Annotated in this window: 20 protein-coding genes; 7 read left to right on the top strand and 13 right to left on the bottom strand. The window is 53.5% G+C overall.

The window, feature by feature from the left end:
* The coding region (locus VMT71_10670) for a Clp protease N-terminal domain-containing protein (protein HVN24423.1) at window positions 1–661 on the bottom strand (661 nt) is incomplete at its 3' end.
* Between the two features lie 198 nt (window positions 662–859).
* Between VMT71_10670 and VMT71_10665 the strand changes: the two genes are divergently transcribed.
* Window positions 860–1,960, top strand: a complete 1,101-nt coding sequence (locus VMT71_10665; protein ID HVN24422.1) for a hypothetical protein — start codon at window positions 860–862, stop codon at window positions 1,958–1,960.
* A 346-nt stretch (window positions 1,961–2,306) separates the two neighbouring features.
* Here the strand turns inward: VMT71_10665 and VMT71_10660 are convergent, their stop codons facing one another.
* From VMT71_10660 to VMT71_10650, 3 genes are all read right to left on the bottom strand, one after another.
* On the bottom strand, window positions 2,307–3,770 hold the full coding sequence (locus VMT71_10660) for a DegQ family serine endoprotease (protein HVN24421.1): 1,464 nt from the start codon (window positions 3,768–3,770) through the stop codon (window positions 2,307–2,309).
* Between the two features lie 121 nt (window positions 3,771–3,891).
* On the bottom strand, window positions 3,892–5,274 hold the full coding sequence (locus VMT71_10655; GenBank protein HVN24420.1) for an ATP-binding protein: 1,383 nt from the start codon (window positions 5,272–5,274) through the stop codon (window positions 3,892–3,894).
* Window position 5,275: 1 nt separating this feature from the next.
* Complete coding sequence (locus VMT71_10650; protein ID HVN24419.1) at window positions 5,276–5,950, bottom strand: response regulator transcription factor; 675 nt, start codon at window positions 5,948–5,950, stop codon at window positions 5,276–5,278.
* A gap of 169 nt (window positions 5,951–6,119) precedes the next feature.
* Between VMT71_10650 and VMT71_10645 the strand changes: the two genes are divergently transcribed.
* A complete protein-coding gene (locus VMT71_10645; GenBank protein ID HVN24418.1) occupies window positions 6,120–6,731 on the top strand; it encodes an RlmE family RNA methyltransferase in 612 nt (203 codons plus the stop codon).
* A gap of 247 nt (window positions 6,732–6,978) precedes the next feature.
* A complete protein-coding gene (gene rpsA, locus VMT71_10640) occupies window positions 6,979–8,451 on the top strand; it encodes a 30S ribosomal protein S1 (protein ID HVN24417.1) in 1,473 nt (490 codons plus the stop codon).
* A gap of 57 nt (window positions 8,452–8,508) precedes the next feature.
* Here the strand turns inward: rpsA and VMT71_10635 are convergent, their stop codons facing one another.
* The 3 genes from VMT71_10635 to VMT71_10625 all read right to left on the bottom strand — a co-directional run bounded on the left by VMT71_10635 (window position 8,509) and on the right by VMT71_10625 (window position 10,501).
* Window positions 8,509–9,162 carry a nitroreductase gene (locus VMT71_10635; protein HVN24416.1) on the bottom strand — a complete coding sequence of 218 codons (654 nt, stop codon included), beginning with the start codon at window positions 9,160–9,162 and terminating at the stop codon, window positions 8,509–8,511.
* 23 nt (window positions 9,163–9,185) lie between these two features.
* A complete protein-coding gene (locus tag VMT71_10630) occupies window positions 9,186–9,536 on the bottom strand; it encodes a hypothetical protein (protein ID HVN24415.1) in 351 nt (116 codons plus the stop codon).
* A 176-nt stretch (window positions 9,537–9,712) separates the two neighbouring features.
* Window positions 9,713–10,501 carry an enoyl-CoA hydratase-related protein gene (locus tag VMT71_10625; protein HVN24414.1) on the bottom strand — a complete coding sequence of 263 codons (789 nt, stop codon included), beginning with the start codon at window positions 10,499–10,501 and terminating at the stop codon, window positions 9,713–9,715.
* A 175-nt stretch (window positions 10,502–10,676) separates the two neighbouring features.
* On the opposite strand from VMT71_10625, the gene htpG reads away from it, so the two are divergent.
* The gene (gene htpG, locus VMT71_10620) at window positions 10,677–12,593 is read left to right on the top strand and encodes a molecular chaperone HtpG (GenBank protein HVN24413.1); all 1,917 of its coding nucleotides are present in this window, start codon (window positions 10,677–10,679) and stop codon (window positions 12,591–12,593) included.
* 82 nt (window positions 12,594–12,675) lie between these two features.
* Here htpG and VMT71_10615 read toward each other — a convergent pair whose 3' ends face one another.
* Window positions 12,676–14,388 carry a glycosyltransferase family 39 protein gene (locus tag VMT71_10615; protein HVN24412.1) on the bottom strand — a complete coding sequence of 571 codons (1,713 nt, stop codon included), beginning with the start codon at window positions 14,386–14,388 and terminating at the stop codon, window positions 12,676–12,678.
* A gap of 176 nt (window positions 14,389–14,564) precedes the next feature.
* The gene (locus tag VMT71_10610) at window positions 14,565–16,832 is read right to left on the bottom strand and encodes a PAS domain S-box protein (GenBank protein ID HVN24411.1); all 2,268 of its coding nucleotides are present in this window, start codon (window positions 16,830–16,832) and stop codon (window positions 14,565–14,567) included.
* A gap of 224 nt (window positions 16,833–17,056) precedes the next feature.
* Here VMT71_10610 and VMT71_10605 point away from each other — a divergent pair, with 224 nt between their 5' ends.
* Both VMT71_10605 and VMT71_10600 read left to right on the top strand, forming a co-directional pair.
* Window positions 17,057–17,368: a hypothetical protein gene (locus tag VMT71_10605; GenBank protein ID HVN24410.1), complete on the top strand. Its 312-nt coding sequence runs from the start codon at window positions 17,057–17,059 to the stop codon at window positions 17,366–17,368.
* A 110-nt stretch (window positions 17,369–17,478) separates the two neighbouring features.
* A complete protein-coding gene (locus VMT71_10600; protein ID HVN24409.1) occupies window positions 17,479–17,667 on the top strand; it encodes a 4-oxalocrotonate tautomerase in 189 nt (62 codons plus the stop codon).
* Window positions 17,668–18,040: 373 nt separating this feature from the next.
* Here VMT71_10600 and VMT71_10595 read toward each other — a convergent pair whose 3' ends face one another.
* Window positions 18,041–18,229 carry a helix-turn-helix domain-containing protein gene (locus VMT71_10595; protein HVN24408.1) on the bottom strand — a complete coding sequence of 63 codons (189 nt, stop codon included), beginning with the start codon at window positions 18,227–18,229 and terminating at the stop codon, window positions 18,041–18,043.
* A 184-nt stretch (window positions 18,230–18,413) separates the two neighbouring features.
* On the opposite strand from VMT71_10595, the gene VMT71_10590 reads away from it, so the two are divergent.
* The gene (locus tag VMT71_10590) at window positions 18,414–18,821 is read left to right on the top strand and encodes a response regulator (GenBank protein HVN24407.1); all 408 of its coding nucleotides are present in this window, start codon (window positions 18,414–18,416) and stop codon (window positions 18,819–18,821) included.
* A gap of 135 nt (window positions 18,822–18,956) precedes the next feature.
* Here the strand turns inward: VMT71_10590 and VMT71_10585 are convergent, their stop codons facing one another.
* From VMT71_10585 to VMT71_10575, 3 genes are read right to left on the bottom strand one after another with little or no spacing between them, the layout of a single operon-like run.
* Window positions 18,957–20,123 (bottom strand): ABC transporter permease, encoded by a 1,167-nt coding sequence (locus VMT71_10585; protein ID HVN24406.1) that lies wholly within the window; start codon window positions 20,121–20,123, stop codon window positions 18,957–18,959.
* Between the two features lies 1 nt (window position 20,124).
* Window positions 20,125–21,282, bottom strand: a complete 1,158-nt coding sequence (locus VMT71_10580; protein ID HVN24405.1) for an FtsX-like permease family protein — start codon at window positions 21,280–21,282, stop codon at window positions 20,125–20,127.
* Window positions 21,257–21,961, bottom strand: coding sequence for an ABC transporter ATP-binding protein (locus VMT71_10575; GenBank protein HVN24404.1), 705 nt, complete (start codon window positions 21,959–21,961; stop codon window positions 21,257–21,259). The genes VMT71_10580 and VMT71_10575 overlap by 26 nt, the downstream gene beginning before the upstream one ends.

Raw genomic sequence — 21,961 nt, 5'->3', positions numbered from 1 at the left:
GCGCGAGCCCTTCAACGATAGCAGTCTTACCGACACCTGGATCGCCGATGATGACAGGGTTATTCTTCGTCCTCCTTGAGAGCACCTGCATCACCCGCCTGATCTCCTCGTCCCGTCCGATAACCGGGTCGAGTTTTCCTTTCCGCGCCTCTTCCGTGAGGTCGCGAGTATACTTCTGCAGAGCCTGATACTTCTCCTCCGGCGCCTGGTCCGTGATTCTCTGCGATCCCCGTATGTCTTTAAGCACCGCGTATATCCGGTCTTTCGTCACACCCTGACTCTTCAAGATGCCGGCTGCGGCTCCCTGATTAAGGTCTGCTATTCCGATAAGCAGATGCTCGAGGCTCACATACTCGTCTTTAAGCCTCTCAGCTTCTGAGAAGGCGATCTCAATTGCCTTGTTGAGGCCCGGCCCGAGATAGACCTGGCCAGCACCCGACACCTTCGGCATTCTGGTGAACTCTTTTTCAAGCTCACCCTTTATCGCTGCCGGGCTGGCTCCAAGCTTTTCCAGCGCTGAAACAACAATCCCCTCTTTATCACTTACAAGGGCATAGAGCAAATGCTCGGCTTCGATGGCCTGATGCCCGAGCTGTTCCGCCTTCTTTCTGGCCTCTTCTATTGCTTCCTGCCCCTTAATGGTAAACTTATCCCACCTCATAACATTCTCCTTTACAAGTGTGTCCCCGAAATGACCCTTGTATACAAAATAATCACTGATCGCTAGTCTTTCAAGTGTTCTCCTACGCGCGCGTAACCTACACCGTACGCATTCCCGGCTGTGCGTATCCGCCAGCATCCGTATAGATTCGGCCTTGTCCTTGTTGACTTCCCACCTGTACCTATGGAACAATGCCGCATGGAAGAGATTCTTCAATACCTCCGTAGCGGCGGTGACGTCGGCGCCGCCGTAGATACCTACATCAGCCTCACTCCGCAGGAGAAAACCACTCTCCTGGAGAAAATTGGCGTCACAAGAAGTGAGCGGGTCGCGCTATTCCTCAGCAAGATACTGGATGTCACGCCCGAGCGTGACCTGCAGAAGTCGATAAAGAAGCTGCTCTTCTTGCTCAAGACTCAGGGGATCCGTGTGGAAGAGCCGAAGATCTCAGGTGAGTCTGTTCTCAGAAAGGTCGAGACGGTGCGGGAACAGATGGCTTTTCTCTCCAACTACGACCCCGAAGATACGAGAGTGGTGCTCCTCGCTTTCGAGATCAAGAAGAAGCAGTTCCTCTTCATCCATGCTGTTTCCCACTTTTCAAAAGGTCTCATCGAGTTGGCCGCTATGCCTCTCCCCCGAAACCAGCTGGATGCGATCCTGCAGGATTACCGCGAGAGAGCAACGCGCCCTATGGTACTTGCGCACATTGCTCCAAAGTACGCCAGTTTTCTGCTGGAGGAGGCTTCCGCCATTTCAGGCTCACACGCAGATGACTTGAGAAGTCTCAAGCCCCTCATGGCCGGTCTCAAGGGCCCGGTCCAGAAACCGGATGACATATCCAACCTGCCGGTACCGGACGAGACCAGGTCCAGAAGTCTGCAAGCAATCCTTTCGGACCCGCTGGTGGAACCATTCATGCTCGCATGGGACAGCATGGAAAGCGATAAGAAGGAGCTGGATGGCGCCATCAATCCTTCGTCCATTGTGCTCCCGCCTCACGTCGTCGAAGAACGGCGCCAGGCGTTCGTTAATGACCTTGTTGTATCCGACAAGCTCAGGTCGGCCCTTCGCTTGCTCAAGCGACTACTGCAAGACTATGCCTACCTGTTCCACGCCGCGCAGGAGTTCGACGCCTTCAAAGGTATTGTTGATGGTCTTCGCGATGAGTCGTTCGTCCGTGACGCCCTGCTCTTCTTTGTGAAGAAGTCTTTTGAGAAGAAGGAAGAAGAAAAAGAGGGCGTTCTGGTCGATCCCTTCAAACAGAACCCGCCTAACCCACCCTACCCTCGCTCGCGCTGACGGGAGCGACAAAATCACGCTCTCAAGCATGGGTGAATACATTCACTGTTTGCGAGAACGCGTGATGTGAGTAACACCCGTGGAAAATCCCGCGGGTACCCGGCTTGCCCGTGGGAATCTACTGTCCAAATTTCAAACAAGTTCTAATGTCAAGAATCCCTGAACCCACGAGTTCGGTCATAGAATAAAAAAATCGTTTGGAATATTTGAAATTCGAAATTGTTTATGATTTGGCGCTTGGAATTCAGGATTTGCTTTATTGCAGGCGCCCAACCGGACCGGGAAACGCGGGAGGGGGGATGCATTCCCGGCCAGCCGGGCGCCTGCTGCGGGGTGGTTCTGTAGCCTACTTCGGCGTGACCGCCGCAAACATTTTGTTGCCTCCCCTTTGCACAAGAAGTAGTATGCTCTCGTTGTCTTTTGCCTTTGCTATCTGATCCATGAGACTGCGAACGTCCTTCACCGGCTTCCGGTCCACTTCACGGATAACGTCACCCTGCCGTATGCCCGCATTTTCCGCCGGGCTTCCCGGTTCAACCTGCGTGACCACGACGCCGGCACTCTCTTTCAGCCCGAGGGCCTGCGCGATGTCAGGGGTGATGTTCTGCACACCGATCCCCAGTTTCTTGCCGGCAGGCGCCTTGGCGAGTTCAACTGTTTTGTCCTCCATTTCTGCAACTTTCAGTTCCTTCGAGATCGTCTTTCCATTTCTCGAGACCTTCACGGAAACGCTCTTTCCGATGGGAGTAGAGGCAACCACCTGCGGTAGGTCCTTTGACTCCTTGATCTGCTTTCCATCGAACTCAACGATGACGTCGCCCTGCTCGATACCTGCCTTTTCAGCCGGGCTGTCCTTGAATACCTCTGCAACGAGAGCTCCCTGTTTGTCCTTGATGTTGAAGGACTTGGCCAGTTCATCCGTGACCTCCTGAATGCTCACACCGAGCCATCCCCTTGTCACCTTCCCTTTATCCTTCAACTGCGGAACCACGTTCTTAGCCATGTTCACGGGAATCGCAAAACCGATGCCCTGTCCCGAAGCGATGATTGCCGTATTGATGCCTATCACTTCACCCTTGGTGTTGATCAGCGGACCACCGGAGTTCCCGGGATTGATCGATGCATCCGTCTGGATGAAATTGTCATAGGGGCCTGCGCCGATCGTCCTGCCTTTCGCGCTGACAATACCTGCGGTAACCGTTTGCTCCAATCCAAAAGGACTGCCGACCGCGACGACCCAGCTCCCAACCTTCAACTCGTCCGAATTACCCATGGCGAGAGGATGCAGAGCCTCGGAACTCTTGATCTTGATCAATGCAAGGTCTGTCTTGGGGTCCCTGCCGACTACCTTCGCCTCGAACTCCTTGCCACTGGCGAGCTTGACCTTGATCTCATCTGCGTTCTCGACCACGTGATTGTTAGTCACTATGTAACCCTCACCGTCAATAATGAAGCCTGACCCGAGGCTCTTCTGCGGAACTCCTTCAGATGAGCCTTCATCCCCGGGGCCGCCGAAGAAATCTTCAAACGGATTCTGCCTCCCCGAAGGGCCTCCGAAGAAGTGGCGGAAGACGCGACCGCCGCCTTTGATGGTCTTAGACGCCTGGATGTTCACCACGCCGTCGCGAACCTTCTCTGCAAGCTCCGCGAAGTTTCCCGGCACCATGACCGGTGCATCAGTCCCTTTTGCCGCCGAGACCGCAGTATCCGACGTCTTCACTGCTTTCGAGACGCCATACCCGAATCCTGTCATAAGCCCAGCTATAACCAACGTAATTAAGAACTTTTCAAACCTGTTCACCCGCTCCATCTCCAATCTCCTTTTTTGTTGTTGGCTGCGATCAGCCTCTTATCTTGAAAACATTTTAACCGTTGAAGCTGATGGGAAGATTACGGGAAGATTACAGAACGGTAATGTTAAAAAGGCAGGTTCAATGGCCGGGCAGACTGACTGTAAATGTGCTTCCCTGGCCTGGCGCGCTCGTGACCGTTATATCTCCACCGTGAGCCCTCGCAATAGCCCGCGCCAGACTCAGACCCAGCCCGGTGCCCGTCTGTGAGCGGCTGCGATCGCCCCTGTAAAACCGCTCGAAGATGCGCGGCAGTTCAGGAGCGGTGACGCCGATGCCGGTGTCGGACACGGAGATCAGTACTCCATGTTTCTCGTTTTCGGCAACCACCACTTTCACCTCTCCGCCGGGCTGAGTGTATTTGATGCTGTTGTCCAGAAGGTTTGAAAGCATGCGCTGCAGGATCGACACATCCCCGTAAAATGAGATTCTTTCCGGAGTATCACAGTGCAGACCTATGTTCTTATCCTCTGCGCTGGGTTGGAAAAGCTCGCACGCATCCCGAACAACCCGCGCCACATCGACCTCTTCGAACTTGAGCTTATCTACACCCGCCTCAGTCTTCGAAATCAGGAGCATGGTGTTAATCATCTCCAGCAGCCGATCGCATTCCTCAACCGTGCTCGCAGCCAGGGATTCAAATTCGGTGATCGATTTGCCTGTGGTCAACGTCACTTCGGCGGCCCCGCGTATCCTGGTAATCGGACTTTTCAGGTCGTGGGCTATATTGTCGGTCATCTCCTTCAGTTCGGTGAGGAGCGTTTGGACGCGGTCGAGCATCTGGTTGAAGGTCACGGCGAGCTGATCGACCTCGTCGCCCCTTTCTTTCACCGGCACCCGTTTTTCGATGGCGCCCTCTGATATCATCGTTGCCGTACGCGTCACAGCCTCTATACCCGACACTGCGCGCCTGGCCATGAACCAACCGACACCGGCAGCAAGCACGATCACTAAAGCCATGGTGGTGACAAAAATCCCCTTGAAAGCATCGAGGAATCGCGAATAGTTCTCCATGACTTCTCCCACCTGCACGATGATCGTGGGACTGAGCATCGCATAGAGCACACGCACCTCGTCCCTGCGGGATGGGATGACCACGGTTTCAAAGACAGGACCAGCGCCGCCCAACAGCTGCTGAACTGCAGCAGCGCTTATGCTGATGTCCTGCCAGTACTCCATGTTGGACGATGAAAAAGCAACGCCGTTAGCATAGAGCAGGCGAAAAAATACTTTTCGCACGCCGGCGGCCTGTGTCTCGATCACTGCAGTTCTTGCGACTTCCTCGATTCCTTCCGAAGCAAGCGCTGCCGCATATCTCCTCACTTGCCCTGCGAGTTCCTGATTCGTCCTGTCCCGGATGACGGACGTGATAAGCGTATAGAACAGCAGAAAAGCAATGCAGGAACAAAGGGTGAAGATCCCCGCATACCAGAGCGTGAGACGGAAGGCGAGTCGGTTTCGCAACCTAGGCGTCCCTGAGGACATAGCCAACTCCCCGTATGGTCTGAATCAACTTTTTCGGAAAATCCCGGTCCACCTTGTCTCTGAGCCTGCAGATTCGCGCCTCGACGACATTTGTCTGCGGATCAAAATTATAGTTCCACACGTGCTCCATGATCATGGTCTTCGATACGACGCGTCCTGCATTACGAACAAGATATTCAAGCAAGGAGAATTCAGCAGGCTGAAGTTCGAGCATCTTGCCTTCCCTCGTGACTTCCCTCGTGAGCAGGTTGATGGAAAGGTCTCCCACGCTGAGGCGAGTCGGTTCGGATATGCCGCCTGCCCTGCGTATCAGCGCCTGGACGCGTGCAAGCAACTCTGAAAAGGCAAACGGCTTAGTAAGATAATCGTCTCCCCCTGTCTGCAGGCCTTTCACGCGGTCATCGACCGACCCTCTGGCGCTCAGGATGATGACCGGAGTCGCCACCTTCTTTTTCCGCATCTCCGCAATGACCGACAAACCGTCCAGCTTTGGCAACATGATATCAATGACAGCCGCATCGTAGGGTTCGGTAAGGGCGAGGTGGAGACCCATCTCACCATCGGTCGCGTGGTCGATTGCATAGCCTGCAGCTTTTAATCCCTTGATGATAAAAGACGCGATCTTGACGTCATCTTCGATGAGAAGTATTCGCATAAGACACCCATACATTATGGCGCGGGCAAAGGTAATAAGCAACAACTGATACCGATTAGTCTTCAGGCGGATACCTTCGTTGTCGCTCAGGCAGCTCTCATTGATCTGGCTAGGAATCGGTGTACAATATCGAAAGCGATAAAAGAAGTTAAAAGTAGGCACAGGAATCATGGGCAGGTTTGTTGTCAAAGATATATTCTACAAGAAAGCCAAGCAGGAGGGCTTCAGGGCCAGAAGCGCGTACAAGCTCCAAGAGATACAACAGAAGTATCGTGCACTGCGCCAGGGCGACAAGGTCCTTGACCTGGGATGCGCGCCTGGGAGCTGGCTGCAGGTGATCTCGGGGCTGGTAGGCGAGAAGGGTTTTGTCCAGGGAATCGACCTGCTGCCCATCGCACCTTTACCGCAGAAGAATCTCAGGGCCGCAAAATCGGATATCAGAACCCTGAATGTCGCCGAACTGTTGGCGAGTCTCTCCATCCCATCTTTCGACGTGATTACCTGCGACATAGCACCAAACCTCTCCGGTATCCGTGACGTTGATAACGCGCGTATCGCCGAACTCTTTGGCGCTGTATTGGCAGTGGTTCAGAGAGGGCTTAGGCCAGGAGGTACCTTCATCATCAAATCGTTCTTCAGCGAAGACTTGAAGCCGACTATCAGAGAACTTGAAACTATCTTCGGCCGCGTATCGATGTTCAAGCCGTCTGCTTCCCGCGGTGTCAGCTCCGAGATCTATCTCATCTGCCAGAACAAAAGAGAGCAACCGGCAGCCACTTGAGCGTTAACTCGGCCGGCGGGTACCAGGCTGGGCGACCCGAAGGAAAGGCCGTGCAGTGATCTGGCTGTGCGGCCCTCGGCTCTGAACACATTATCTGTGGACAGAAGGAGGAGAAAATAGTAAACTATGCCGTCGAAAGTTCCGCACCCAACCTGTGGCTTTCGGTAGAATCCTGCAAAACAAGCCTTGAGATATAATCCACGCGCAAGAATAGTGGAGAGGCAGTCTGCATATGGAGAAGGATACTATGGAACCAACGGCACTTGAAATGACCGCGTCCGAAAACGCGAACGAACCGGAAGAGAGCTTCGCAGAACTATTTACAAAGCAAAGCAATTTGCCGGGCCGGCTGGAGCCCGGCCAGAAGGTTAAAACACGCGTCATCAGCGTTGTCAACGACGCAGTCTACGTCGACCTCGGGGGAAAGAGTGAGGGAGTGATCGACCTTGCCGAATTAACAACAGATGACGGAACATGTACGGTGAAGCAGGGCGAAGAGATCGAGGCCTTTTTCGTTTCCGTGCAGCACGGCGTCAGAAAACTTACCACCAAGATTCGCGGCTATTCGACACTCACCCTCGCAGAGATCAGGGATGCTCATGCAGCTGGTTTGCCTGTCAGCGGGAAGGTAAGATCGGAAGTGAAGGGCGGCTTCGAGGTTTCAGTCGGAGGCGTGCGTTGTTTCTGCCCCCTTTCGCAGATAGATCTTAAAGGAGCGCGCGACGTCGGCTCATACGTTGGTCAGACCCTTCCATTTAAGGTTCTCGAGTACGAGGAAGACGGCCAGAATATCATTCTCTCCCGGCGAGCCCTTCTGGAAGAGCAGCGCGATGCAGAGATCGAAAAGCTCAAGGCAAGTCTCACAGTGGGAACCGAACTGACCGGCAAGGTGCGCTCTGTACAGAGTTTCGGGGCCTTTGTTGATCTGGGCGGTGTTGATGGGCTTATACCTGTCAGCGAGATGGCCTGGGGCCGGGTTGAAAAACCGGAAGACCTGCTCTCAACAGGCGACGAAGTACGGGTCAGGATCATAGGGATAGACTGGGCGAAGCAGCGGGTCACACTGAGTCTAAAGGCTCTGCAGTCCGATCCATGGGAGAGCATGGCTGAACGCTACCACGTGGATGACCAGGTGCGTGGCGTCATCGTGCGCCTCACTCAGTTCGGCGCGTTCGTGAACCTGGAGCAGGGTATCGATGGGCTCATTCACATTTCTGTCCTTGGCGGTGGAAGGCGTATACGTCACCCCAAAGATGTTGTTGAAGTGGGCCAGATGGTAGAAGCGTATGTGACCGCCGTCGACCCGGCGAACAAAAGGATCTCGCTCTCTTTGCAGCCGAGAGTGGCCAAGGAAGATGTGGCCCTGCCGGAGGTGGGTGAAGTGCTGGAAGGCTCAGTGGACAGGGTTATGTCATTCGGCATATTCATCAAGCTGGACAGCGGTCTCTCAGGGCTTTTGCCGAATCCGGAAGTAGGGACACCGAAGGGGACCAACCACAGTCGCATGTTCCCTGAGGGCACGAAAATGCAGGTGCTCGTTAAGGCGGTCGACACAGAGAAAGGCAAAATCTCACTGAGTCGTATCGGCCTCGAGGAGAAAGTTGCCCAGGAAGAATTCAAACAGTACCAGGATTCGGTCAGGAGCCAGGAGAAGGCCTCGGGAAGCCTCGGAAGCTTAGGCGATCTGCTCAAAGCAAAGTTCAACCTGGACAAAAAATAGCAGAATTTGAATTGAATTGTAACTCGTGACTCGTAACTTGTAACTCGTCACACTCTCTTAATCTATCCATCTCACGAATTTGTCGATAGCGTCGCGTGACGACTTGAATCGGTTGATGGGATCGTCATCCTCAGGAAAACCCATAGCCACACCGATAATCACACTTTTGGTCTCCGGAATACCGAGTTCGTCTTTGATCTCGTCGCTGTAGGCAGTAATGAGACCGATGGGGCAGGTAGAAAGGCCTGCACTGTGCGCAATCAGCAGGAGATACCCCAATACGATGCCGATATCCACGTAGTTGCTCTGTGAGAAAGCCTTATCGATGCAGATGATTATCGCAACAGGCGCACCGTAGAAGTTGCAGCTCCCCTCGTTGACAAATTGGTTGAATTCGATACCCTTCTCGCTGAGGAAGGGCTTCATCCCTTCCGCTGCCTCCACGCCTCGGGCGATCACTTCCGAAGGAAGCGGTTTGACGTTTCCCGGGGCGCACGTTATCTGCTTTTCCTTGTACGCTTTGATAAGCCTGCGGCTCAGCCTTTCACGCTCTTCACCCAGGACAACCGTGAATTCCCATGGCTGCAGGTTGATTGCCGAAGGTGCGCACGTAGCGATTCTCAGGATTTCTTCAACCTGCTCCTGGGCAACAGGATCAGGCTTGAACGCCCGTATGCTTCTTCTTTCCCTGACAGCCTGCGACACATCCATGTCTGACTCCTTCTCTATTCAGTTCAACCTTTCTTCTTGACCTGCTCTATATCAACCTCACCCTGAAAGGCCTCCTTGAGTGCCTGTTGCAAAGCATCAAACCCCTCAGGCTGCTCCATCTCTATCACCAACTCGGCTTCGTCAAGCACTCTCAGCCTTCCATATCTCTTCACAATATCGATCACCTGGAGAGGGTCTGTCGTGACCCACCCTTTCATGCGCTTCACGAGCTCTTCGCCGCTAAAGGCGCGTTCGATAGCAAGGTCCACGCGTCGTTTCTTTGCTTCCCAGCCGATCAACGCGGGACGAAGCAAGGTGGGTGTGACCGGGTCATGCATCGCGGCGCACCGAAACCACAACTTCGCTCGAATCATAACATGCCTCATCAGATCAGTTTGATTGTTCTTGTCGCTTTTTAGCGCTTCTGGTACTCCTCTAAAAATTAGACGTTTGCCGGTTCGAAGTCAAGCCAGCACTACGCTGTGTTGAGCCAGTCGCATTACGCAGGACCCATGACCCATGCCCCTGGACCCTCCCGGACCTGCTCTTCTCACCTTCCCTCGAACACCGGTTTGCGCTTCTCCAGAAAGGAGCGTGCGGCCTCCTGATGATCTCTCGTCTCCGAAAGAAGGGCAAGTTGCGAGGAGACGTAGTCAAGATGAGCTCGCAGAGTGCTAGTCAGCCCCTGATACACGGCGCGTTTCATCATGCGCACCGCGAGCGGCGGCCGACTCGCTACCTGGCTGGCCAGCTCCAATGTCGTCGACATCACATGATCGTGCGGCACAATCCTGTTGACAAGGCCCATTTTCAACGCCTCATCGGCATCTATCGCGTTCCCGGTAAGCAAAAGTTCCATCGCCTTGGGAAGGCCGACAATCCGGGGCAAAAAATAGGCACCTCCATCGCCGGGGACAAGCCCCATCATTATGTAGGATTCGGCGAGCTTTGCCGTTTCGGAACAGACCCGCAGGTCGCACATGAGCGCCATATCCAACCCGGCCCCCATAGCAGCGCCGTTAATCGCGGCAATTACGGGCTTGTCCATGTCTTCCATGGCCAGAACAATTCGATGAACACCTTCCCAGAGAAATTTCTTCATATCCCACGACTTGAGTTTCCCCTCTGCCATATCCCTGATATCGCCGCCGGAGCAAAAGGTATCGCCTTTGCCGGTCAGGACGATCACGCGCACATCATGGTTCGCCCTTGCCTTTTCAAGTGAGTGCAGCCACAGGCTGATCATAGAGGGACTGAAGGCGTTCCTGGCCTTTGGTCGATTAAGGGTGATTATTGCGACTTTCCGCTCAACCCTGTAGAGTACATGGGGTTCATCCATCGGATATCCTCCTGAAGATCGCTTCTCTCTGGCATAGGAATCATCTCACCCCTTCTCCTGTCAAGGAAAAGTATAGCCCTCTGCCCATTCCTGCGCCTCTTGCCTGCTGCGGCAATTCGCATTATATTACTACTGTTGCATTTCGCTGTACCACCATTTCATCGGAGGAAATAGCATGAGTTCGCAGACACTGGAATTCAAGGCAGAAGCAAGAGAACTACTCAACCTGGTCATTCACTCCCTCTATTCGCATAAAGAGGTTTTCTTGAGGGAGCTGATTTCCAACGCGTCGGATGCGATCGACCGGGCGCGCTACGAATCCCTTACCAACAAAGATGTCCAGGAAGATGACGGGGACTGGAAAATCAGAATATCGGCCGATAAAGACGCGGGCACGCTCACCGTGAGTGACAACGGCATAGGCATGACAAAAAAAGAGGCTGTCGAAGCACTAGGCACCATTGCCCGGTCTGGCACAAAAGAGTTTCTCAAGGCGCTCAAGGAGAAGAACCTCAAGGACAACCCTGACCTCATAGGCCAGTTTGGCGTGGGCTTCTACGCGTCCTTCATGGTAGCCGACAGGATTGTTGTGACATCGCGGCGCGCAGGGCAAAAAGGTACACCGGGCGTGAAATGGGAATCGAAAGGCGAAGGCTCTTTCAGTGTGGAAGATGTAGATAAAGCGACAAAGGGAACCGACGTCACGCTCTATTTGAGAGATGAAGACAAGACCTATCTCAACGAATGGGAGATCAGGGACGTAGTCTCCAGGTATTCCGACTTCATCGAGCATCCCATCGTCATGGAAGTCGAGCGGGACAAACCGAGCACTATCGACAAGACCAAAACGGTGAAAGTGAAGGAAGAGCAGACGCTCAATTCCCGGAAGGCGCTGTGGCTACGGGATAAATCAGAAGTCACCAAGGAGGAGTACAACGAGTTCTTTCGTCATGTCTCTCACGATTTCGGGGACCCGCTCACCGTCATTCACTACAGGGCCGAAGGCACATCAGAGTTCAGCGCGCTCCTCTACATACCCTCACACGCGCCCTTCAATATCCTGTACCGCGATTACAAAATAGGGCCCATGCTCTACGTCAACCGGGTGCAGATTATGGAAAACTGCGAGGCGCTTATCCCGGTTTACCTGAGGTTCGTCAAAGGTGTCATCGACTCGTCGGATCTGCCCCTCAATGTTTCGCGAGAGCTGCTGCAGCAGAACCGCCAGGTGGAAATCATCAAGACCAATGTGACAAAAAAGGTGCTCGACACGCTGGCCGAGATGAAGGAGAAGGACTACGAAACGTATCTCAAGTTTTACAAGGAATTCGGGCGGATCCTGAAAGAGGGCGTCTATTTTGACTTCGCAAAGAGGGAGCCCATTGCCGACCTTCTCCTTCTGCCATCGACAAAGACAGAGAAGGACTCGTATACGACCTTCCAGAAGTACGCGGAAAACATGAAGGAAGATCAGAAGGAGATCTATTATATTACGGGCTCTTCTCTGGACGAGGCGCTCAGGAGCCCCTATCTGGAAGCTTTCCGGGATAAAGATTACGAAGTGCTCATCATGCTGGACGAGATCGATGATGTGGTGATGGGCGGCCTTGAATACAAAGGCAAGCATTTGAAATCAGTGAGCCGCGGCGACATCGATCTGAAAAGCGATTCCACAGACAAAGCAACTTCAAGAAAGAAATACACGAAGCTCCTGGACGTCATCAAAGAGAGACTCAAGGACGATGTGAAAGACGTGCGTTTTTCCGGAAGGCTCAAGGATTCGCCATGCTGCCTGGTGACCGATACGGGCGATCTTGACCCGCAGACGGAAAAGATACTCAGGGCCATGGGGCAGGAGGTTCCCGGAGGGAAGAGGATTCTCGAGGTAAATCCGGACCACCCGCTCCTCGAAATGATGAACAGTATCTTTGAAAAGGATAAGAAGAGCCCTCTTCTCGATGAATACATCGGCCTCCTTTATGATCAGGCCCTGCTGCTCGAAGGTTCCAAGCCCAAGGATCCGGTGGCGCTGGCCAGAACAGTTGCCCGGCTGATGCTGAAGGGAACCGACGAAGGCGAGCAAAAGGGCTAACGGCTAAAAGGGAAACCGGCTAAAGGCAAAAGGCCCAAGGATAAAGGTTTGAATCCGCGAGCCGTTATCCTTTAGCCGTTAGCTATTTCTTGTTGGCGAGCAGCACCAGGGAACGATCGGGCCCCATGTCGTAGCGGCTCAAGACCGTGAACCTGCCCGTGGAAAGCAGCTCCTTTTCCAATCGGCCATGGCTGTCCCTGATCGCGACAAAGACCTGGCTCCTGCTTGAAGCTAGATTTTCGAGATCCTTCAGATCTTCCATCTCTTTCGGATGATACCCCGTGTAGAACGGCAAGGCTCCCCGCAGCGTCTCGTCCGGTTGGTACGCGTAAAGCATCGCATCCGTCGCTACTACTCTCTTTACCTGCTGGCAGAAGGGCACCAAGCTCTTGTAGCGGTCCAGCAACGGTACAGCGATGACCAGCGCCACTATCAAGTAGGTATATATCGCCGCGCTCGAATAGATCCAGAAGTGACCTGTCCTGCGCCTGGCAAGATAGCAGAGTGAAAAAAGAGAGAACAGCACCGTGATAACCGCTGCCACGATTACAGCAAAGAGCAGCTTCAAGGATGTCCCTATGGCATAGAGCCTTGCCGCGTAAAGGTAGGTCGGCACGCAGCTCAGTCCGATCACGAGAAGAATGCAGCCAAAGATCCAGAGAAAGACCCTTTCTATCCGGCTGAGAGTCCGCGATCCCAGGGTCGTCTCGATATACGAGGCTGTCAGCATCGCAGCCGGAGCGAAGATCGGCATGAGATAGAGCACCCTTTTGGTTGACGCGAGACTGAAAAAGAGGAATCCGGTAATAAACCAGCATTCCGCGAAGAGGAGGCCTTTTTGCTGTGAGGTCGGTGCTCTGTGCCTTCTCGCAACACAGAAATAGATGACCGACACGAGCAAAATGCTCCAGGGGAGAAAGCCTGCGGGGAACTGGGTGAGGTAGTAATAGAACGGCTGATGATGGCCGGATGAGCCACCGGGGAGAAATCGCTGGAGGTGATTGTACACGAGATAGACCCTGAGGTGTTCCGAACCGCCCCCGTACCAGAGCGCTGCAAACCATGGTGCTGCCATGAGCACGAATACGAGCGCACCGAGCCATAACTGCATCCTGAGCGCTTCTCTGAAATTCCTGTCAAGAATGATAAAGGCAAGCACTGCAAGCCCCGGAATGGCAATGCCGATGAACCCCTTCGAGTAAAAGGCGAGCGTGCACGAGATGTAGCAGGCCACATAGAAAAGAATTCTCTTCCGTCCGTTGCTGGTCCGGTATGCTGCCATAAAAAAGGCCATGGCGGTGATCACAAAACAGGTAAGCGCACTGTCCACCAAAAGCCAGTGCGCCACCCGGAAATATTCGCCGCATGTCGCAAGAACAAACCCCGACAGAAATCCAACCCTCGGGCCGAAAAGCATCGAGGCCAGAAAGAAAAGAGCGGCAACTCCTCCCAGGGCAAAGAGGGCTGACGGGATGCGCGCTATTCTGTCGGAGGCGGCTCCGAACACCCTAAACACAGAGGCAACTGAGGCGTAGTAGAGAGGAGGCTCTTCCAGAAAAGGCTTCTTATTGAGGGTGGGAACCGCCCAGTCTCCCGATAGAGCCATCTCCCTGCTGATTTCAGCGACGCGCGGTTCGTCGGCAGTCCAGAGTCCGTGGTTTGAAAGACCAAGCGCAAAGAGGGGTAGGATCGTAGCAATCAGGAGAAAAAAGTGCGTCCGGAGCGAACGTGCGCCTTGTTTCTTCTGTTGCTTCGATTGTTCCCGTCTATTCAGTCGATTCGCTTCATTCACCATGTCAATAGCGTGCTACGTGTTCATTATCACGTCACAGATTGGGTCGCCTCACCCGCAATCCATGCGGATGTCCTGTGCGGTAACTATATATCATAGGGATGATTGGTTTCGCTAGAAAGAGAATGGGGCAAGGGGTAAGGTCGGTGAGGTCAATCAAACAAACGGGAAAGCAAAGTTCAGGTGTGAGCGTCCGGGAGGACCTTTTGTATTAATTCCGCCATCTCTTTTCTCGCAAGTGGTTTCATCACCAGTTGCTTAATGCCTTTTGCCCTGGCTGTTTCGTCGGAGACGAGATCGCTGTATCCGGTGCACAGTATGATCGGAATGTCCGGACGTATCTGCAGAAGTTTTTCGGCAAGCACCACACCAGTCATCTTGGGCATAGTCTGGTCTGTAATCACCAGATCAAATTCACCAGGGCGCTCCGTAAAGGAGCGCAGGGCTTCGCCGCTGTCGGTATGCACAACCACGTCATAACCAATCCGTCCCAGCATGAAGCGACCCATCTCCGCGACTATCTCTTCGTCATCGACAAAAAGAATTCTCCTCTTTTCGCGCAGAGGCTGCCTTGACGTTTCCTCTTCGGTCGATTCACCCAGGTCAGCCTTAGGGAGAAATACCCTGAACACAGAACCTTTGCCGGGCTGGCTGAGAACCATAATGCTGCCTTTATGACTCTTGACTATGCCATAAACCACGGACAGACCGAGGCCTGAAGCCTGTTTGCGGGGCCTGGTGGTAAAGAAGGGCTCGAATATGTGCTCCTTGACAGCTTCACTCATGCCTGTCCCCGTATCCCTCACTGAGAGCACTACATACTCTCCCGGTGAAGTGTCTGGTTCAGGCGAGGGATCATCGGGGCCCAGCGTGACATGTCCGAGCGAGATCTCAAGTTTCCCTCCGGTCTCACGCATCGCGTAGGATGCGTTCGTGCAGAGATTCATCAGTACCTGCTGAATCTGGGAGGGATCGGCATAGACTGAATCCTGGTCGGCTTCAAGATTAAGGCTCATGCTGATGCTTGTCGGCAGCGATGCCCTGAGCAGCCTGAAGGTTTCCCTGATCAGCGGGCCCAGGGTCAACACTCTGTACTCCGCCTTGGATTTGCGGCTGAAGGTGAGTATCTGCCTGACAAGTTCCCTTCCCCTCAAACCTGCCTTGAGCACCTGCTCCATTTTCTGTTGCACGTCCGTCCTGTCCGAGACGTCGTCTATCACCATTTCGGTAAAGCCTATAATAGCCGCAAGGATGTTGTTGAAATCATGAGCTATGCCGCCCGCGAGCGTTCCGATGGCCTCCATTTTCTGGGATTCCCGAAGTTGATGCTCGACTCGCTGACGTTCTTGCATCTCGGCCCGTAAAACCTCATACGCCGTACTCAACTGCGCTGTGCGTTCCTGAACCCTCAACTCCAATCCGTCACGCGCCTCACGCAGTGCAGCCTCCATCAACTTGCGATCGGTAATATCGCTTGCGACACCCACCATACGGAGCGGTTTGCCGCTCTCATCATAAAAAAAACGCCCTTTTGCGGTCAGCCAGCGAGCGGCCCCGTCAGGCCAGACGACTCTTGCCTCGCCATTGTATTCTTCCTTTTCTTCGAGTGCCCGTAATACACCGCTGCGCATTCTGTCCCGATCGTCGGAATGCACCCTTTCAAGAAACTGGTTGTACGCAACATCGGCATTCGGCTCGAAGCCGAATAGCGTCTTTGCTTTCTCCGACCATTCGACGACCCCTGTTACGAGATTCCAATCCCAGACAGCCTGTCCTGACGCTTCCAGCGCGAGCTTCAACCTTTCTTCACTTTTTGCGAGCGCCCGCTCTATCTCCTTGTGCTCGGTCACATCTATTATGGCAGACCTGCACTCAACTATCCCGGTCGCGTTCCGTACCGGTACACTGGCCATGGAGGCAAAAAAGGTGGTTCCGTTCTTTCTCCTGATCTCTAGTTCTGAAACTCGGTTTGAGCCTTTTTGGAAAACGTTCTCAAGGTCCAGACGGAATATATCTACGTAGAACGGTGTAATTAACGTTGTAAACGGTTTGGCTATCAGGAAATCGACATCAAAGCCCAAAAGGGCGGCGGCCGTGAGGTTCGCCTCTTTAACAAAACCGCCACGGTCAAAAGTAAAGTAACCTACAGGTGCGAAGTCGTAAAGATCGGCATACCTGGCCTGCGCCTCACGGATCGTCTTATCCGCCACACGCAACGCTTCGTGCTGCAATTTCAATTCAATCTGATAAGCATCGAAATCCTTGGATCCTTCCTCATCTGGTAGCTTGGCCGGTCCCGAAAGCAGCTTGCGCACCCGTTCCGCCAGCGGGTCTCTCTTCTGCCTGAGCCCAACTTTATTGCGCGGCCGTCCGCCGGAAGATTCAGCCTTCTTCTCTGTCGCCCCAATCCTCCGCTTCCGCTCTATCAGGTTCTTCCCGCTACCCATCCGTCGCACCTGAGATGCGTCCGATCCGGACGCTGCGCCACCCCTACAAAGATAAGACAATTTGTCTGATCTGTAAACAGTAACCGAATAAGCGAACGATTCCCCCTCCCGGGGCGGGTCCATTCTAAATATGTAGTAAATCAGCGCAGCTTGCCTTATGATAGTAACACGTGGTCTCTGATCTTGGGGGTGCACATCACTCAGTTGGAAGGAGGAAGTTAACTATGACACCTTTACGGTATAGCCGGATGGGGTTAGCAGGCCTTCTTGTTCTGCTTCTGGTAATCTCCGCGGCTGCTCAGACCGTGCCGCTGAAGGCCTTGTACGATCTCAACTGGCATGTGCGGTATTACCTCAAAGATAATGTGATCTACAGCCTGGATTGGCAGATCCAGTACTACGTCAGGGATGATTCGGTCTTCGACAAAAGGTGGGTCAAGAGGTACTATCTCAAGGACAACGCACTTTACGACTGGGATTGGCATCGCCAATACTACATACGAGATTTTAAACCGCTGGAGGAACCAGAGAAGTAAACGAACAGCAGACGGGGCGAACCTGCTGAGCAGGCTGCAAATGAAGAGGCTCAGTACGGTTTCGTGCCTGGTCGAGCTGACATCTTGTTAGAACGCTTAAAGGAGGACCAGTGCCCATCATCCAGGTGAATATTCTTGAGGGAAGAACAGTGGATCAGAAAAGAAAGTTCGTCGCGGACGTCACGGAGGCGGTGGTCAAGAGCCTCGGCGTGAAACCGGACACAGTCCGCATCATCATTCACGAGATGGCCAAGCACGAGTATGCCATCGCTGGCGTGCTGGTCTCTGACAAAGAATAAAAAAGAATAAAGAGGGAAGCTTTCGGTCCTAAGGCAAGGTCTCAAATCCTCCGCCTATTCCATAACTCAACATAATTAATAATATGATATTATAGGATATGTTATGAATAATTATGGTTTTTACTTTTTGGTAACTGCATCTTGCGTTTTGTTCTCACAACTAGATACGCCGTCACCTGCTACTTACCTCTTATAGTATCATTACGTATCATATATTTTTATTACATATTATAATCTAGCGGAAACATTTTCAGGAGCACCCGCACTTGCAGTCACTATCCGCTCCAAGACTCTCCGGTATCGAGATACTTCAGACAAATTCCCACTGATTACACTCAAGTGACTAAATCTAAAGACACTTTGCGCGAAACGTCTACGGGTTGTTGCTCCGGCGGGCCTTCTTAAGATCTTCGATGAAGGCTTCCAACTCCTGTTCTGAGAAAAGAGTTCTTTTGCCCAGCTTAAGTGGCGTCAGCTTGCCTTCTGAAACGAGGCGGTAGAGATTGCCACGGGATATATGGAGGAGCTGAGCTGTTTCACTTACCGTGTACAGCTTGTCCATAGATTGAATTATAGTATAGAGTTTCTATTATTGTCAATTATTGTTTTAAAAAACTTCTTGACATTATAATATACGTTAATATACATTAATAGAAGATAAGCTTTCATACAACATTGGTCAATCAAACAGAGGATCGATAGAGCGGCGGTCCCGAACTACATGAGAATGGAGGAGACCAACGTACCTGGAGAAGAAGCGGATCCTGTTTGCAGATGATGACCTCACCTTGGGAGGCATAACGAAATTATCTCTGGAGCACTGCGGCTATGAGGTGAGAACAGTTCGGAACGGCCAGGAAGCCTTGCGGGCTTTTGCCACAAGTCCCTGCGCCTTTGACCTCGTTATACTGGACCAGGAAATGCCGGACCTGAAGGGCACAGAGGTCGCAGAAAAGCTGACCAGCCTTCGTCCCGGTATGCCTATACTCCTTTACACCGGCTGCCAGGACAGCGACCTGACGGCCGTGGCCCAAGCGGCTGGTATCACGGACATTGCTGTTAAGTCGCTGGCAATTGAAGACCTGCTGCACATGGTTGACAAGGCGTTCAACTTCAAAGAGGCGCCCCAGGAGTACAGCGGCCTGCCAATATAACGGGCTCACCGCTTAAATCATTGCCGCCAGCGCTCCGGCACCCGCTCCCGATCCTTTGCCTGCGTCCAGGCATCCCAGGGCAGCCCCTTCCATAAGGTTGCTTTTGTCCAGCGGCCCGAGATCTCATCCAATCCGCTAGCTCGCACGAAGGGCCTCAACTATGTTCATCCTCGATGCGCGCAGGGCCGGCAAAAAGCCACCGATGAACCCCATGACTGCTGCAAATCCAATCGCGCTCAGAGCGATACGTGCTGTCATCGTGAATCGAAAGGCCAGTTCGGAGAATGTCTGAAAATTCACCGTGGAGACGGTAATGAATTGCATCAGCGAGGCGAGGGCGAGGCCAAAACCTCCGCCGAGAAATCCCAGAAGCAGAGCCTCGAAGAGAAAAGCCGCGAGGATGTTCCTTCTGCGAAATCCCAAGGCGCGCAGGGTGCCAATCTCCGTTGTCCGGGTAGCTACCGCGGCGTACATTGTGATCATGGCACCGATAATGGCCCCAAGTGAAAATATGACGGTGAGTGAGATGCCGAGAATACGCAGGAACTTGGCCATCATTTCGGACTGATCGAGATAGTAGCCGTTCTCGCGCTTGACCTCGACCGTGAGTCGCGGATCTTTCTCAATGCGCGCCTTGACCTGATCAAACAGGGATGCGTCGTAAAGTTTAAAAAGCACGGATGAGTAGACCGGCCGACGAAATGCCTGCATGAGCTGGTCCACGTCGCCCCACACCTCGGAGCTGAACCCGGTATTTCCCGCATCAAAAATACCGACTATGGTCCAATCACGCATGCCAAAGCGGAGCGTTTCTCCGATACTGCCTGCCTTGAAGCGCTTCGTCATACTCTGCCCTGCCATGACCTCCGATGACCCCGGTTGCGGCATGCGTCCTTCAACGATCCGCACCTGGGGCCTCAGAGCCAGAGATGTGACGCTCACGCCCCGTATCGTCACGTTAGACGGCTTGTCGCTTCCCCTCTTGGGAAGCGTTATGAGCACCACCACCTCTTTGGCAACGAGCCTCTGTCCGCCAGAGCCCGTAGCCACCTCGGGTTCGGTTTCGAGGATTGAGGCCTGCATGCGATCGATGCCGCTCTGTACTTCGGTGCCCGAACCTTTTCGAATGGCGATCACATTGTCGAAGGAGCCTGTCTCCACAAGCGTTGTCTGGAGGCCTTGCGCAAGCATGAGTATCGACGTGAAGACGAAAACCACCAGGGCCATGCCCGAGGCTGTCAGCACTGTCGTAAGCCGCCTGGTCCACAGGTTGCGAAAACTGTACGATAACGGCACACTCACGTCAGCCGATCCTTCTCAAACCGTCAGCAATTGGCGTCTTGATCGCCCTCCAGGTGGGAATTATCGCAGCGATGAAGGCGACGATTAGAGACGCACCGATGTCGAGATAGATTGTCTTGAGAGTCACGTTGAAGGCAGGGAAATACTGTTCCAAGGCCTTGCCGAACGCGTTCGCTGTCGGAAAGCTGAGCAGGATACCTACGAGACAGCCTGAACACGTGATCACCAGTGACTCGCCTACGATCAGGCCGGCAATGCGCCAGCCTCCGAAGCCGAGCGTCTTTAGAACAGCATACTCACCGATACGCTCTCTTGCTGTCATGGCCATGGTATTCCCCACGACAGCGAGGATGATGGCGATCACTACCAGTGAGACAAGTTGGATGGCCGTGATAATCGTCTCGCTCATGGAGATGAAGCCAAGCACGAACGCCTTCTCCGTCTCTGTAAGGGTCTCTGCAAGGGAGTTCTTGAACGTGGCATCTATACGCGAAGCTACGGCTGCAGCCGCATTCGAATCCTTCACCACTTCAATGAATGCACCCACCTGATCCGCCCTGGAGGGTGCTGTCTTCTTAAGGGTCTCATTGAGGTAGTCCCATTGAAAGAAAAAGACCGTCTCATCAGCGTCCTTTCTTGTGCCGCGGTATATGCCGCGCAGCACGAATTCCCAAGTGCCCGGGTAGATCGTGCCTTTCAGAACAATGGTGTCGCCGATCTTCCATCCGAAACGGTTCGCGAGTTTCCTCCCCGCAATGGCCCCTTTCCGGTCACGAAGGAGCGACTTGCGTTCCTCAGGAGGGACGTAGTACTCAGACATGGCATCCATGTAAGTTTCCGGGTCCACCGCGAAATTGGCAAAGAAATTCTTCTCATCTACATAAACGCCTCCAAACCACGTGGCGTGGGAAACGAACTTTACTCCATCCACCTGGCGGATCTTTTCCTTGTACGAAATTGGAAGACTGAAAACGAGCGAGACCGCGTTTCTGGTCCAGAGCCTGTTTGCGGATGAAGCTTCGACGCCCATGTACCATGTGGTGATAACGGTACGCAGGAGCCCGAAGGCGAGCACGGCTATGGTGATGCCGAGAATCGTAAGACCCGTGCGCAGCTTGTGGCGGAAGGCATTCTTAAGGAGCAGTTTGAGAATGAACATCGTTCAAGAAGCCTTTTTCAAGGCGCCTCACTTTGTGCGCCCTCTCTGCAGCCTTCGGATCATGGGTAACCATGATGATCGTCTTACCCGACTCGTGACTGAGCCTGTCCATGAGCGTAAGCACCTCTTCTGCCGAGGCACGGTCCAGATCACCCGTGGGCTCGTCTGCCACCAGTATATCGGGATCGGTTACGACTGCCCTCGCTATCGCAACACGTTGCTGCTCGCCGCCCGAGAGCTGAGAAGGACGATGATCCGTCCGGTCAGACAGATTGACGATCGAGAGCGCCAACTCTACGTGTTCCCGCCGCTCTTTCCGGGAAAGATTCGTCAGCAGCAACGGGAGTTCCACATTCTCGAACGCGGTGAGCACCGGGATAAGATTGTAGAACTGAAAGATAAAGCCCACGTGCGCTGCTCGCCAGGCCGCGAGTTCCGTTTCTGAAAGCACGGTGATGTCAACGCCCGCTACGACTATGGTTCCGCTGTCTGCCTTATCTATTCCCGCGATCAGGTTGAGAAGCGTACTCTTGCCCGAGCCGGAAGGGCCCATGAGGGCAAGAAATTCACCTTCGTCGATATCGAACGTAATATCGGTGAGCACCTGCACGCTCCGCGTTCCTCTCGCGTACGACTTCGTCACATGCCTGATGTCAACGATAGGCTCTTTCGGTTCCAA

It is taken from the genome of Syntrophorhabdales bacterium (genome assembly GCA_035541455.1).
In the GTDB taxonomy this organism is placed as follows: Bacteria; Desulfobacterota; Syntrophorhabdia; order Syntrophorhabdales; family WCHB1-27; genus JADGQN01.
This window is presented reverse-complemented; position numbering and strand designations above follow the sequence as displayed.